Origin of the sequence: Stieleria varia, assembly GCF_038443385.1 — a bacterium.
Taxonomy (GTDB): Bacteria; Planctomycetota; Planctomycetia; order Pirellulales; family Pirellulaceae; genus Stieleria; species Stieleria varia.
Window position 1 is genome coordinate 9404356 of record NZ_CP151726.1, and the last position, 15510, is coordinate 9419865.

Genomic DNA, 15510 nt, shown 5'->3' on the forward strand with positions numbered 1-15510 from the left:
GTTGGTGATCGCATTGGCCGGCATAGGACGATTGACTCCGTTTGCAACAAAGAACACGTGGAAAAACGCCTTTCAAGTAGCTGAGCCTCGTTAGCCGGACGATTCGCGACTCGGGCAGAGGCAGGCGACGCCGCTAACCTTCAATCCGGCCGGTCCGAATGGTTGCATCGTGCACAGACGAATATCGCACACAGGCGAATATAGCGGGACACTTGAATTCGAAACCTCGCCCTGAAACGGTCCATATCGCACACCGCGATCACACAGTCCGAGGCATTCACGATTGCTTCGAGAAAATTTGTTCGGTCTAGCTATCTGCATCATTCGAATCGCACACTCTGACCGACTGCTGCTACCAATCGGCTGATGGATGAGGCACATGCTTTGCTACCTCAGCAACAACACGTGTCTCCGGTGATTAATCTCTTTCCAAGACAAGTGCTCAAGAAGTTCGGCAATCACCGCCTACAGAGAAGCATCATGAATTTCATCGCGTCTCACTCAAGTGTACCAGATGAACAGTTGCCAAGCCCGGCTTGCTTTGGGGAACGCGAGTCAATCGACGAGCCGATCGCGATCATTGGGATCGGTTGTCGCTTGCCGGGCAACATCAAGAGCCCTAACGACTACTGGCGAATCCTGTGTGACGGGGTCGACACGATCGAAGAAGTGCCTTCGACTCGCTGGGACCAATTCAAGTTTTATGACAGTGAGCTAGGCCAGCAAGGAAAGATCATCACGAAATGGGGCGGATTCGTCAAAGACATTGACAAGTTCGATCCAGGCTTCTTTGGGATTTCTCCACGTGAAGCCGCCTGCATGGACCCGCAACAACGATTGGTTCTGGAGTCTGCGTGGGAAGCGTTGGAGGACGCCGGGCAGCGAGTCGAATTGCTGGCAGGTACGAACGTCGGCGTCTTTGTTGGTGTGTCAACCTTTGACTATGGGTTGATGCAAAACACATTCAATGACGTCAGCGGCGCGGGACCGTACACCAACACGGGACAAGCGCTTTCGATCTGTGCAAATCGACTTTCGTTTGTCATGAACTGGAAAGGGCCAAGTTTTGCCGTCGATACTGCTTGCTCCTCGTCATTGCTCGCCTGCCACATGGCCGTCAACAGCATTCGTAGTGGTGAATCGTCGATGGCGATGGTATCAGGTGTCAATTTCATTTGTGCTCCGTCCACCTATGTCGGCTTCACGGCGATGGGCATGCTGTCGCCGGATGGTCGATGCAAGGCTTTTGATGCATCGGCCAACGGTTTTGTTCGCGCAGAGGGAGGTTGCAGTGTCCTGCTCAAACCGTTGAAACAAGCCTTGGTAGACTGTGACCGGATTTATGCACTCGTTGCCGGTTCAGCATGTAACCAGGACGGGCACACGCCCGGATTGACGATGCCCAGTGAGGCGTCGCAACAAGCTCTGGTTCTAGAAGCGTGTCGTCGCTCGCGAATCGAACCGTCGCAGATCCGCTATGTCGAGGCGCACGGCACAGGAACACCCATCGGCGATCCGATCGAGGCCAATGCTTTGGGCTCCATCCTGGGACGCGGCCGCAATGTTGACAATCCATGTCTGATCGGATCCGTGAAAACCAACATCGGGCATCTCGAAGCAGGTTCTGGAATTGCCGGTTTGATCAAGGCGGCGCTCGTCCTCAAGCATCGCCAAGTTCCTCCCAACGTGCACTTCAACGATCCCAATCCTGAGATTGACTTTACGGCACTTCGACTCAAAGTGCCAACCGAGATGACGGAGTTGCCCGTAGGCAACGGCCCGGCCTACGCAGGGATCAATTCATTCGGGTTTGGAGGTACTAACGTTCATGTGGTTTTGCGTGAGTATCAACCTCTACCGGTGCGGCAGAGCGGAAACGCAAACCATCGTCGCGTAGGGTTCATGCCGATTTCCGCAAAGTGTCCCGAATCCCTCAGAGCGATGGCAAAAACTTACGCAGACGCAATGCAGGACGGAGGGATGTGGTCCGACGCTTCACTGTCCGACATCCTTTACACCACTTCACAGCGACGAAGTCACCATGATTTTCGCACTTGCGTCGTGGCACGAGACAAGAACGAACTCAAGCTGCGTCTCCTCGAATTGGCAGAGAACGACAGTGATCCGTCGATGAAATCGGATCACCCTCAACGGGGTGGGGCTCGGCCAATCGCGTTTGTGTTCTCCGGCCAAGGTCCCCAGTGGTGGGCGATGGGCAGAGAGCTTTTACGAAGTGAACCCGTTTTTAGCGATATCGTCGCGCGTTGCGACTCGCTGATTCAAGAGCTCGGCGTCTGGTCTTTACTAACGGAACTGTCACGCGACGAAGCAACCACTCGTATCAACGACACGACGTATGCTCAACCAGCGATCTTTGCAATCCAAGTGGGCCTGGTGGAGCTTTGGAAATCATGGGGGATCAAACCGCATGTCGTTGTCGGACACTCGGTGGGAGAAGTCGCTGCTGCATACGCTGCAGGCATCTTGAATCTCAAAGATGCCGTGAAAGTGATCTTCTTTCGTGGGCAAACCATGGGAGTTGTGCGAGATGCCGGAGCGATGCTGGCAGTTTCCATGACGCCAGACGAAGCCACCAAGTACATTCGCCCATGGAAACATCGAATTGACTTGGCAGCGGTGAACGGCCCATCGACCGTAACCCTCTCGGGCGACACAAGCATGATCGCACAAATGGAACATGACTTGGAGTCGATGAGGATCTTCACTCGCCGTCTGAAAGTCAACTACGCATTCCATAGCCAACAAATGGATCCCGTTCGCAAGGAACTGGTGAACTCACTCGCCGACATCAGGCCTCAGGCTTCATCGATCCCGATGGTCTCGACCGTAACGGGGCAAACCATCGATGGGCATGAACTCGGGGCGGACTATTGGTGGAAAAATGTTCGCCAGAAAGTGCTCTTCCTCGACGCAATGAATCAGATGCCGGAAAGCGATCAAGCGATATTCCTGGAGATCAGCCCCCACCCTGTTCTCGCCGGTGCGATCGGAGAGTGCTTTGCCGCCAAAGGTCAACAAGCTGATGTGGTCACCAGTCTGCGAAGAGGTCAGCCAGAGCGAGCAGAATTGCTCAAGTCTCTCGGGAAACTCTACGGTTTGCATTGTTCGGTTCAGTGGCCGGTGCTTGCGCCAACAGCAACCTTTCTGCCGCTGCCTGCTTATCCGTGGCACAAACAATCTTACTGGTCCGAGTCCGAGGATTCACGGGTGTCGCGTTTACCCTGCGAAGGTCACCCAATCCTTGGCGCCCGCGTGCCTGGTTCACGGATGGTCTATCAAGGTTTCATCGACACGCGAATTCAGCCATTTGCGGTGGACCACCAGATTCAAGGTCATGTCCTGATGCCGGGAACCGGGTTTCTAGAAATGGGGATGGCGCTCGGCCGAGAAGTACACGGCGAAGGGAACTTCGTGATCACCGATGTGGAGTTGCTCAAGGCCGCGTTCATGCCCGTGAAAGAGACCTTAATGACGCACACCATCCTGGACATCAGGACGGGACGCTATTCGATCGAGACGCAGCCTCTTGGCCAACCTCATCGCCCCTGGACGGTTCATTGCACCGGCTATTTGCGTGAAAGGGCTCCGGTCCCTCCTTCCATTAAACCGGAGTTATCAGATGTTCGGCGGCGGTGCATCGAGTCCTTGCCGGCAAAGGTCTTTTACGACTTCTTCCGTCGTTGTGGATTCCCTTTCGGTCCCTCTTTCCGAGGGCTCACGCAAATCCGACTGGGCATCGGAGAAATGCTCGGTTGCGTGGACGTGCCACCGGAATGTGAGGCAGACTTTGATGATTACTTGTTTCACCCGGCTGTGTTGGATGCATGCCTGCAAGGCAACTTTGGTTGCTTCATGACCCACAATCGCACAAGTAATAACCTCGGTGACTTGGAGGAACGGATTCGCAAGGCCGAGATTTTCATGCCGAGCGGATACGATGAGGTGCGACTGTATAAAAGACCCAATCAACGCATGTGGACCTACGTTCGCATGCTGGAAAGATTCAAGGATCAATCAAGCTCCGATGTCTTTATCTTTGACGATGACGGAGAGTTGATTGCCGAAATCCGAGGCTTCAAGGAAACCCTGGTCGGTACCGTTGACGGCAATGCTGAAACGACCAGTGGCCTGTTGTACGAGTATGAATGGAAGCTACAGCCACACCCGAACACCGACGTAAAGCGACATCGGCTTCCGTTGCTCGCCGATTGTGTCGACGCATTCAGCGTAACAGAAACACAATCCTGGGACGTGCTGGTCGCTGCGGTCGACAGCGAATCGGAATTGCAATCCCAGTTGCATCCCATCTGCGGTGCCGTGGTCGCCGGTGCGATGCGTGATCTTGGTCTGCGTGGTAAACCAGGAACCGTGGTTAGCTTTGACGCAGTGTCCAGTCTCCTGAACATCCCGGCGAATCGTTGTGGGCTCATGCGTCGCTTGTTGGATATCTTGGTTCAAGATCGCATGGTCGAAAGATGTGACAGCGGTTTTGAACTGATGGAGGGCTTCAGTAAGGCATCGCAATCAAACGATCGACCATGGCTCGCTGCGTTGCGCCGACTGTTTCATTCCCACCCCGTTGCGTACCCACAACTGATGCTGCTCGCGCGATGTGCAGATCGACTGCCCGCAATCCTGCGAGGTGAACTCGACCCGTCAACGCTACTTGCTCCCGATGATAGCGATGAAGTGCGCGAACAATACTGGGTCAGTTCGCCTTCTGCGCACGTCGTGTTTCGATTGTCGGCTCAGTTCATTGCCAGTTTGTTCCATGACATGAATCCAGGCCGCAAGGCACGAATCCTGGATTTGAAAGGAGGCAGTGACCGACTGGCCGCCGAAATTCTAGCCGCATTGCCTGCCGGTCTCGTCGAATACGTTTCTGCCGATGTCTCGGAGCACGGATTTGCACAAGCCGAAGAGGATCAAGAGAATTTCCAATACGAGGTGATCGTCGCGGATGATGTGTTGTGTCCTGGCGACGACCTGGAGGATGCAATCCGCCGCCTACACAATCGCTTAGTTCCCGGCGGTGTCTTGCTATTGATCACATCGGACAAAGGTGATCGCCTTTATGACTTGACGCTGGGTTTGAGGGACGCTGAACGGGACCTGACTCATCAGTCAATTGCAAATTGGTATGACGTTCTTTTCTCGGCCGGGTTCGACGATGCCAGAGTGCTCCATCCTGATCTCCAATCCACTGACGTGACACGTTCAGTGATTGTTGCACAGCGATCTTTCGGCGATGCGGCTGCTCAAGCGGACTCGACGACGGAACACCAGGAACTTGCAATTGCAGACATTTCGGATACCCAGGCGATCGATGGCGGCGATTGGCTGATCTTTGCCGATACATCGAATGTTGCTGTTGAGCTAGCGGAGCTTGCGCGGCAACAGGGACAATCGGCAATCTTTGTCCACGCGGCAGAGTCGTTTGCCGAAATCAGCCATGATCATTTCTCGATCGACCCGACCTCGCTTGAGGACTATCAGCGATTGCTGAAATCGATCAGTGAGCGCGCTCTCACGCAGGTGGTCTATCTGTGGAGTCACAATGTGCCTGAACTGTCTGTCGACCCCGCATCACTTCAGGCAGTGCAAACATTTAATGTTTTAGCTCCGATTTTGATCTGCCAAGCTTGGACTCTGATTCACGGTGCCTTACCGATTCGATACTGGCTAGCGTCTCGTTGCGCTCAGTCTGTTGGCAATCTGTCGTTAACTCACGCCGTCGGGCAAACTCCGTTGTGGGGAACCGGCCGAGTGGTCATGAATGAGTTTCCACACCTGCATTGCCGTCTGGTTGATCTCGGCGTTGCGACCGAGAATGAACTTCGAGCGTTGGTCAATGAGATTCTGGGGGAGTCGGGCGAAGACGAAGTCGCGTTGAGAGACGAAGCTCGATTTGTGCATCGGCTGGTAGCCAGTTCACTAAGCAAGTACTCGGATCGCGGCGACGAACCCGGGCAACCCTATCGTCTTCATCTCTCCGACTACGGCGCACTTGACGGTATGCGTCTGCGTCCCGCCGAATTGCCCAGACAGCTAGGCTCGCCGACGCTGGTTGAAGTCGAAGTGCATGCCGCAGCGCTCAATTTCTCGGATGTGATGAAAGCACTGGGACTCTATCCAGGACTGCAGGAGGGGTTTGTTCCCGTCGGGATCGAGTGTGCGGGAGTCGTTACCAAAGTCGGTGATGAAGTGACCGATTTCCAGATCGGCGATGAAGTCGTTTGCATCACGCCCATGGCGATCTCAAGCCACACGTATACCGATCACCGATTGGTGGCGCACAAGCCCAAGCAACTCACAATGTTCGAGGCAGCGACTCTACCGATCGCTTTCTTGACGGCACGCTACGCATTGCATTATGTCGGTCGGATGGAGTCCGGCGAAAAAGTTCTTGTCAATGCGGCCACCGGAGGCGTCGGCCTAGCCGCAATCCAGTTGGCGCAGACCGCAGGGGCGGAACTGTACGCGACCGCTGGGACGATCTCGAAACGTGAGTTACTGAAATTTCTTGGTGTACCCCATGTGATGCATTCACGTACGCTCGCATTCGCCGATGAGATTCGTGAGCAGACGGCCGATCGAGGAGTCGATCTGATCCTCAACTCACTCTCCGGCGAAGCGATCAGTAAGGGGATGTCCATTCTCGCGGATTACGGTCGTTTTCTAGAAATTGGCAAACGCGATATCTACGCCAACACTGCCTTGGGGATGCGTGCATTTCGCAAGAACGTCACCTTCGCGGCAATCGATCTCGATCGAGCCCTACGAGAGAAACCCGATCTCTGCTCGCAGATCTTTCGCGAAATTGTCGCCGATGCTGAGACGGGTAAGATCATGCCGCTGCCCCATCGCGTCTTCCCTGCCACTGAGTTGGTTGATGCGTTTCGCTACATGAGCAAAGCGAAGCACATCGGCAAGGTGGTGGTTGACATGAAAGGCCAACCCGTTCGCCCGGTTCGCGATCCAACGGAAACGACTGTTCGGTTCAGAGCCGATGCGACTTACCTGTTGACTGGGGGCCTCGGCGGCCTGGGAAGTCATTTGGCTCAGTGGATGGCGGATCAGGGAGCGCGTTGTCTCGTGCTCGCCAGCAGAAGCGGTGTTTCAACTGTCGAAGGCCAGCAGTTGGTGCGAAAGCTGGAGCAACGCGGCGTGCGAATTGTCATTGAGCAAGTAGATGTTTCGCAAGCGGATCAAGTAGCCGGCTTGATCCGGCGAATCAAGAGTAATCTGCCTCCGCTCCGCGGAATCATGCACGCTGCGGTTGTCTTGGACGATGGCTTGATCTTGCAGCTCGATCGAGATCGCATTGAGCGTGTTTGCGCGCCAAAGCTAAACGGAGCATGGCATCTCCACAACGCCACGCAAGATCACGTGTTGGATTTCTTTGTCTGCCACTCCTCCACCAGTTCGACCCTCGGAAACGCGGGTCAAGCCAACTATTCGGCCGCCAATGCCTTCTTAGACGGCCTCGCCGAATACAGGAAATCGATCGGGCAACCGGCACTGACGGTCAACTGGGGATACTTGGGCGATCTCGGCGTAGCAGCCGGCAATGAAAAACTTGCAGAGCGATTCGCTCAGCAAGGAGTCAGACCGATTGCACCAAGCGAAGGACTGCCGATCCTTGGAGGTCTGATGGCCTTTCCGATCAATCAGATGTCGGTCATGCGTGTGGACTGGACTCGTCTTCGCCAATTTGCTTCTACGATGGCGCGATCACTTCGATTCAGTCAGTTGATGCATACGTCGGCAGAAGGCGAGGAAGCAAAATCACATTCGGGCAGCGACATTCGTTTGCTGGTTTTGGCCACGGCTCCAGAGGAACGAACGGATATCATGCTGAGTATCGTCCAGAAAAAGGTTGCTCGAGTCTTGGGTACGCGACCAGAGAAAATCGAGCTCGATCGATCTTTGATGGATCTGGGACTCGACTCTTTGATGGGATTTGAACTTCGCAACTGGATCGAAGGCGAGTTGCGAGTCAATGTTCCGGTCGTCGAATTGATGCAGGGGCCGACCGTCCAAAAGCTGACGAGTCTGCTGCTCGCTCAATTGGAGAAAACGGAAACCCCTGTGAATGAAGCGGTCGAGTCGGCAGAGCGTTCCGATGTCCTTGCGAATCACGTCGCGCGTTTGAGTACGCATCCGCAGCAGGAGGCTGCCATTGCGGGTCTGCTGGCGATGGCAGACGAATTCAAAGATGAATTGCAAGGCTGCGACTCGATCGATTTAGTATCGGAAGCCCAATTGCCAGATGATGTGCTAGGCGATGACTTTGCTGAGCGATTGCGAGCGCAGATGCACCAGCGGCAACCGATTCAATGCATTTTGGTCACTGGCGGGACAGGTTTCCTCGGTGCTTACCTGCTTCACTATCTGCTTGAGAGCAATCCGCAGCTTCAGATCCATTGTCTCGTCCGGGCGGATTCTGCAGCAGCGGCAATCCAACGACTTCAAGAGAACCAAGAAAAATATTGCCTTTGGAATCCGGGATTTGCGGAGAGGATCCATGTCGTTCTTGGCGATGTAACATTGCCACGTTTGGGTATTGATCAGATGACCTACGATCGATTAGCGGACGAGGTCGAATTGGTGTTGCACAATGCGGCAGGTATTAGCTTTTTGCAGAACTATGAGCAATTGAAACCCGTCAATGTCGCTGGCACGCTTGAGGTGTTGCGATTTGCTAGTCATCGTAGGATCAAATCCTATCACCACGTCTCGACACTGTTCGTGTTCTCAATTCTGGATCACCTTGAACTGAACACGGTGAGTGAGAGCGATGATCCCTCTCGCCATGAGTTTCTGTTTGGCGGATATCTCCAGACAAAGTGGGTTGCCGATCACTTGGTTCAGGAAGCACGACGACGCGGCATGCCTGTCACTATCTATCGGCCTGGAATCATCACAGGTGATAGTCGTACCGGAATCTGCAGCGATGACGTGATCTCACGAATGCTGGCCAGTGCAATCCAGCTCGGCTGTTGTCCCGCAGACGAAACAAGGATCACGTTCACGCCGGTAGACTACGTCGGCAAAGCGATCGCCACTCTACTGATGTCTCGAGAGAATTCCAGTCGCAACTACCACTTGGTGAATCGAGATGCGATTCAATGGCAGACCGTCGTCAGATGGCTGGCCGAGTTAGGCTATGACGTGCAGATGCAACCGTATGACAAATGGTTAGAACAACTTCGTCAGAGCACGCGGGATGATGAGAGCACGATGTTGTCTGGACTACTGCCGCTGATTCCTGAAGTCCGACTGACGGGACCAACTGCAGATTTGATCAAAATGAACTTTGACTGTGGTCAGTTGGATGAAATGCTGGCTGACACAGGGGTGCTTTGCCCCACCGTGTCGCTGGATTTGATTTCCACCTATGTCAATCACTTTGTTCGCTCCGGAATAATCTCTCCTGGCCAAACATCGATCGATGGTGAGAGCGACGCCTCACAACAAGCAGCGGCTTCGATGCTGATCGACGAGAACTAGCATGTCTCCACTCAATCGAATGAAAACCATCTGCCGGTTGATCGCGAACAGGGATCGTGGCGACAATCATGCCGAGCGACTGGAGAACTTTTACGCACGGCAGGCGGAGTCGTATGACGACACCCGTAGTCGCATGCTGCATGGCCGTCAGGGATTGATCGATCTGATTCCGGTCGTGAAGAACTCCGTTTGGATTGAACTGGGAGCGGGCACTGGCTCAAACCTGGAGCTGCTGGGGGACCGGATTGACGAGATTCAGCATTTGCACTTGGTCGACTTGTCACCTTCGATGATCCAGATCGCTCAAAAACGCATCAAGAGTCGCAATTGGCGGAACGTCACCACGCACCTCGAAGACGCAACCAAGTTTTCGCCGCCCACATCGGCCGACGTCATCCTTTTCTCGTACTCGCTGACCATGATTCCCAACTGGTTTGCAGCGATCGACAACGCTCGGCGAATCCTCCGCCCCGGTGGAGTCATCGCCGTTGTGGACTACTACGTCTCGCGTTATCGCCCCGACAATGGCTGGGTTCGGCATGACTGGGCTTGCCGAACCTTCGCTCCCAACGCATTTGCTAAGAATGGCGTTCATCCAAATCCTGATCACATCTATTACTTGCACGAATACTTCCAACCATCCTACTTTGCCGAACACGTCAGCAAGCTCCTGGGGCCATTCTTCTCGGCACCCTACTACCAGTTCATCGGCAACAAGAGCGGTTAGTGCACAACATCGACTCTTAGCATTGGCAACAATACCTGTCGTGAAGGAATGGCACACGACGTCCTATTCACTTGTCTGCCAAGAGTGACTCAGACGCCGTTATCTCATTCGTGGGTGCCTGTTTCGTAGGTACCTGTTTCGTAGGTGCCTGTTTCGTTGGGCCGTTCCATTCAATGTCCATTGTCGCTGCTTGGTCGATGTTCACGGAGTACTTGCGTGCACGTGCAAGTACGGGGAGCAGATTGAATCCAAACATGAGTAACGGTAATGGATCATGCACGGAGAGCAGAATGTCTTTTCCCCAAATGAACGTGCGTGCCCAACGTTTCAGCTCACTCCACGAACGCACGTAGCCGATTGCCCACAACAACAGGATCAAAGTATGTTGAACCGGCCGACGTGATCGGGGGACGAGCATCGGTCCCGTATGTTGCTCAGGATGAACGAACGCGTGTCCTAAATCGATCCGTCTGCGAAACAAATGCAGCCCGCTGGTGGAGCGTGGATTGCACTCGATTGCAATCACAGACCCATCCTCACGTTCGATGAAGTCGAAAGCAATTTGCCCGGAGAATCGCTCCGCTGCGACAAATTGGGCTACCCACTGCAGCATTGCGGGATGGGCGATCGGCTCGTAAGCGAACGTGGGGCCGATGCCGGTTGAGAAGTTCATCGGGTAGTTCACATGCGCCAGCAGTTTCCCTTCATGGGCGAGGCTGTAGGTGCTCAACTGGCGGCCACTGATGTATTCCTGCGCGACCCAGGGAAACTCGAGGTTGGGTTGGACCGCGGCAAAATCATCCAGACACTTGGGGCGAACCACTGTGCTGCTTGCGAATCGCGAGTAGACCGGTTTAAAGACAAGCTCGCGGCCTGATTCAAATTCCAGTTCGCACGCTCGGCGACTGGTCAGCAGTTTGGTCTCTGGAACCGCCAACTGATACCGACGTGCCTGGTGAATGAATAGCCATTTGCTGTGCAAGGTGTGCAATTGCGGCCACTCAGGTGCCAGTAGAACGCATGTGTGCGGTATGCGCTCACGTCGCTCGGCGAGATAATAAATTTCCTCGCAGGTCGGAATCAGCAGGGTTGCCTGTTCTTTGTCAATGATTTCAGCAATAGAGTCGACGTAGTTGTCTGGTTCTCGACTCGGCCAGGGGACGAAGTAATTTCTAGCCACTGCCCAGGACTGACGGGAGAGATGCCAGCGAAGCGACTCAGCCATCACCACGCGGTAGCCTGAGGCATGCAACAGCCTGACCAGCTCTAGTGCTGCAGGTGCTCGGCCACCGGTAACCAGGATCGTCTGCATCAGGGGGATTCCTAGTGATATTGGAGCTGCACCGAACTGATACAAAGGGTATCAGAACTCAGCTCGTCCAGTCGTGACCCGCGGCGCGAAATTGGTACACATCGCCATACGGTGAATTGCGTTGACAGCCTTTACGGCTGCGATCAAGATGAATCTAGGAAAACACTACCAGGACGTTATTCTCCTGCGGCGTTTGAACACAAAATACCGGACGACGTTTTGGCGAGCTCGAACGCAACGCTGCAAATCCGTGACTTGGCAAAGGTCTACCAAACTGCCGCTGGGACGGTGAATGCCCTGCGTGGCATCAATCTTGACTTTCAACGCGGCGAAATGGTCGCAATCGTTGGACCATCGGGCAGTGGCAAATCGACGCTACTCAATTTGATCGGCGTTCTCGATCGACCGAGTTCCGGTGAGGTATCGATTGAAGGCATCCCTGTGAGTTCACTGAACGACAGTGAGCAAGCCTTGGTTCGCAACCAGTTGATCGGATTTGTGTTTCAATCATACAACCTGATTCACCGATCCACTGTCATTAACAATGTGGCGTTGCCAGGAATGATCTCTCATCGTAATCGACGTCAACTGCTGGATCGCGCGAGGAAACTTCTGTCCATCATGGGAATCGCCGACAAATCTCACTGTCGGCCATCGCAACTTTCTGGTGGCCAGCAACAACGCGTCGCCATCGCTCGTTCATTGATCAACGATCCACCGATCATCTTGGCCGACGAACCAACAGGAAACTTGGACTCAAGCACGGGGCAGGAAGTTTTTGATTTACTGTGTACGCTCACTCGGCAACTGAATCGAACCGTGATCATGGTCACGCACAATTTGGAACTCTCGCAGTTGGTAGACCGCGCAGTTTACCTTCGTGACGGGATGGTCGAGCGGGAGATTCGAAATTGAATTCTTTTTCTCAACCGTCGGCCATCTTGATTCCTGTGCTGCTGGTGATCGGCTCTCTGGTGCTGGACGCTCGAAAGGCAGACGCTGCGGATCTGGAAGTCGTTGAGTCGTTCTGGACAGATTCAACTCAAACGCAGTCGTCGGTCGCGATGGACCAGGGGGGCGTTGAAGTCAGCACCGCCGATACCGCAGCCACGTTTGCCGTAAACGTGATCAATCGTCGCGGCGAAGACATCACCGCGATTCGAGCGACGATCGGTTTGCCCGACGGAATCATTTGCGTCAAGAGTCACGACTCCCAGGCGACAACGGTTTGTCCGGGCATCACTCGTGCCGGAGAAATGTTCACGCTCTTGTTTCCGGTAGAGATCACATCGTCATACCTGGACAAAACCTTTCGCTGCTCACTGGTGATCGATTACTCCGCCGGATCGAAACGTGATACGATTCGACAAACGTTGACCGCCAACTTGCGGATGACAGGCGATACCAACCTGGAATTGACACCGATCAACGGCCTGTCGCCTGGATCGACATCCGCTCTGAAGTTCCGACTGAGTAATCGAGGTACTGCCAGTGCGACGGGGATCAGACTCTCCCTACCTGGCATCTCGGGTATGAATCCGAGCACTCAGCAACCTGCGTTGTCTGTGCTTGGGCAAAGGTCATTTAAGCAAGTTTCGTTGAGTCCAGGGCAGTCCGTCGATTGGGAAACCTCCCTCTACGTCAATCCCTTTGCGACCGGCTCACTGCAGTCACTCGATGCGGAAGTTCGTTACACCAACGCTTGTCTAAGGCAGAAACGAATACAGACTGCGTTGGGCGTCTCTATCTTCGCTGCGCCGAATAGCATGTCTCTTGAGTGCAGTGAACCAAATGCTCAGCTCCACGCGTCCGCAGGAAAAATCTCCGCGCTGGCAGTCGAGTTCTGTAATCGCTCTGGACATGAGTTGTCCGACGTCTCTGCTTCCGTACGCTCTGGAAACGACGCACTGAACGTCATGGGGCAACGAAACTGGATGTTTGACAGGGTGGATGTTGATGGGATCATTCCGCTGACGATCTCGGTCTTTGCAGCAAAAGAACTGATGGGCCGCGTGTCTACGCTTGGTGTTTCATTTCAGTTCGTCGTGGATGGCCAACCACACGCCGAAATGATCGAACTAAGTCTCTACAGTGAGGGCGAGATTCTCGTTCGACTCAACGACGTCGAGGTCGGCGATATCGCCAGCGTGCCCCATCTGACCGGCAACCTGTTGAACGAAGGAGTCGGGACCGCCCTCTTTTCGACATTAGAAGTGATCGATACCGAGGGCAATGTGATTGCGGAATCCATCTACCTAGGCGACTTGGTGGAAAACTCGCCGATTCCATTTAGCATCCCTTTAGGCGATTCCTTTTCGCATATGTCTGGAGATCGTATCGTACGACTGCGTTTGAGTTACCAGGATGCTTTGCGTAATCCAACCACAAAGCTGTTGCAGACAACCGTCTCCTTTACTTCGCGTGCTGAAACCGCGACTGCAACAACAGATGCGACAGATGAGCCCTACGGTAACGCCTTTTCGATCTTCTGCTTTGTCGCCGGGATCGGCATCGGATTTCTGGTTGCTATCCTGCTACGTCGAAAACACAACGCTGAACTCCAGCGTGTTTTAGAAGAAAGCAAGCGTCGAGGAGACATGAGTCTCGACGAGGCGATCCAGTCGTCAGCCCTCACGACGAGTGAGCAATGAGAGCGATCCTGGATATCTTGAGGCTCGCCACCGGCGCGCTCTGGGAACGCAAGACACGCACCTTGTTGACAGTATTGATGGTTGCAGTTGGTTGCAGCTTGATGATCGCGTTGAAGGGTCTGACAGCAGGATTCACGAGTTTCATAGACCTGCAGTTTGCAAAGTTAGCGCCAAACATACTTTTCGTGAGCAGCGCACAGGACTCAAACAACGATGCCTACTTCGCCAAATCGGCACCTGCTGTCAAAGCGATCCTGAATGATGTCGTGGCAAAACGAATTCGCAGCTCCGCCTGGGTCGCAGATGTTATCCCGGTCTATCAAGGATTAATCAGCCTGGAGTCTCATGGCCGCACGGTGGAGTCCACTGTTTTTTCAATCGATCCGACAAAACTGGCTGTCGTTGCGCCGACGATGACTTTGACCACCGGTTCGAAACTTCGTGCAAACGATCCCTCAGCGATCCTGTTTCCAAGACGCCTAGCCGAACCGCCCGGCCAGCCTCCCTTCGTCGCCACGGGGCAGACGGTCAAAGCCACCTACTCGTCGGTTTCCCCCGATACGGGGCATCCGACTGTCATCACTCGATCTTTCGTCGTTTCAGGATTGATCAACGACACGGGTGATCCAAATATCGATCGTGGAATCGTGATGAACCACGCGGCAAGCAATCGGCTGCTTCAAAAGAATGGTAGGTACGATGGACTATTGGTTGTCGCAGTGTCTGCTGACTACGTTTCGTCGGTCGAAGCGGATTTGCGGGAAATGTATGGCCGTGACGTTGGAATCTCGACCCCACGTGCTGTCCTGCAAACATTGAATGAATTCATCGATGCGTTCGGATCATTTACCGATAGCACTGCCATCATTGCTTTGCTAGTGGGAGCCGTTGGAATCATCACGACACTATACACGTCGGTCACTGAACGAACTCGCGAGATCGGTACCCTTAAAGCACTCGGTGCCGACAAGAGATTTGTGCTGGCGATGTTTCTAACGGAGGCGAGTGTCATCGGCGTCGTCGGCGCGACCGCCGGGGTGGGGTTGGGCATCGTCGGCGGCTACGCCCTCATCGAGCAGTTTGCCGCCACTCGTCCTGATTTGGTACCCGTCTACCGGGTCGAAGACCTCGCATGGGTTTGGGCCTTAACCGTCATCCTTGCCTTGCTCGCCGGACTCTATCCCGCATGGCGTGCCGCAAGAGTCCCAGCGATCACTGCGCTGCGACGAGACTGACAATGGCGACCGCACACGCATTTTGAAGTTGATCGCTAGGTTCCAACCCGC

At 54.2% G+C, this 15510-nt stretch carries 6 protein-coding genes; 5 read left to right on the plus strand and 1 reads right to left on the minus strand.

Annotated elements, in window-relative coordinates; all coding sequences use genetic code 11:
• The first annotated feature begins 480 nt into the window (after positions 1-480).
• The gene (locus tag Pla52nx_RS31795) at positions 481-9534 is read left to right on the plus strand and encodes a type I polyketide synthase (RefSeq protein WP_197454418.1); all 9054 of its coding nucleotides are present in this window, start codon (positions 481-483) and stop codon (positions 9532-9534) included.
• A 1-nt stretch (position 9535) separates the two neighbouring features.
• Positions 9536-10261 carry a class I SAM-dependent methyltransferase gene (locus tag Pla52nx_RS31800; RefSeq protein ID WP_146519233.1) on the plus strand — a complete coding sequence of 242 codons (726 nt, stop codon included), beginning with the start codon at positions 9536-9538 and terminating at the stop codon, positions 10259-10261.
• A 67-nt stretch (positions 10262-10328) separates the two neighbouring features.
• Here Pla52nx_RS31800 and Pla52nx_RS31805 read toward each other — a convergent pair whose 3' ends face one another.
• Positions 10329-11573: a hypothetical protein gene (locus tag Pla52nx_RS31805; RefSeq protein WP_146519232.1), complete on the minus strand. Its 1245-nt coding sequence runs from the start codon at positions 11571-11573 to the stop codon at positions 10329-10331.
• A gap of 219 nt (positions 11574-11792) precedes the next feature.
• On the opposite strand from Pla52nx_RS31805, the gene Pla52nx_RS31810 reads away from it, so the two are divergent.
• The 3 genes from Pla52nx_RS31810 to Pla52nx_RS31820 are packed head-to-tail and all read left to right on the plus strand — an operon-like array spanning position 11793 to position 15459.
• Positions 11793-12488 (plus strand): ABC transporter ATP-binding protein, encoded by a 696-nt coding sequence (locus tag Pla52nx_RS31810; protein ID WP_231741847.1) that lies wholly within the window; start codon positions 11793-11795, stop codon positions 12486-12488.
• Positions 12485-14224: a hypothetical protein gene (locus Pla52nx_RS31815; protein WP_146519231.1), complete on the plus strand. Its 1740-nt coding sequence runs from the start codon at positions 12485-12487 to the stop codon at positions 14222-14224. The genes Pla52nx_RS31810 and Pla52nx_RS31815 overlap by 4 nt, the downstream gene beginning before the upstream one ends.
• Entirely contained in the window at positions 14221-15459 is a 1239-nt protein-coding gene (locus Pla52nx_RS31820; protein ID WP_146519230.1) for an ABC transporter permease, read from the plus strand. The genes Pla52nx_RS31815 and Pla52nx_RS31820 overlap by 4 nt, the downstream gene beginning before the upstream one ends.
• The last annotated feature ends 51 nt before the right edge of the window (positions 15460-15510 follow it).

Bases quoted from the DNA above. Each gene is read 5' to 3' on its own strand.
- Pla52nx_RS31805 (WP_146519232.1), bottom strand. From the start codon at position 11,573: ATGCAGACGATCCTGGTTACCGGTGGCCGAGCACCTGCAGCACTAGAG.
- Pla52nx_RS31795 (WP_197454418.1), top strand. From the start codon at position 481: ATGAATTTCATCGCGTCTCACTCAAGTGTACCAGATGAACAGTTGCCA.
- Pla52nx_RS31820 (WP_146519230.1), top strand. From the start codon at position 14,221: ATGAGAGCGATCCTGGATATCTTGAGGCTCGCCACCGGCGCGCTCTGG.
- Pla52nx_RS31800 (WP_146519233.1), top strand. From the start codon at position 9,536: ATGTCTCCACTCAATCGAATGAAAACCATCTGCCGGTTGATCGCGAAC.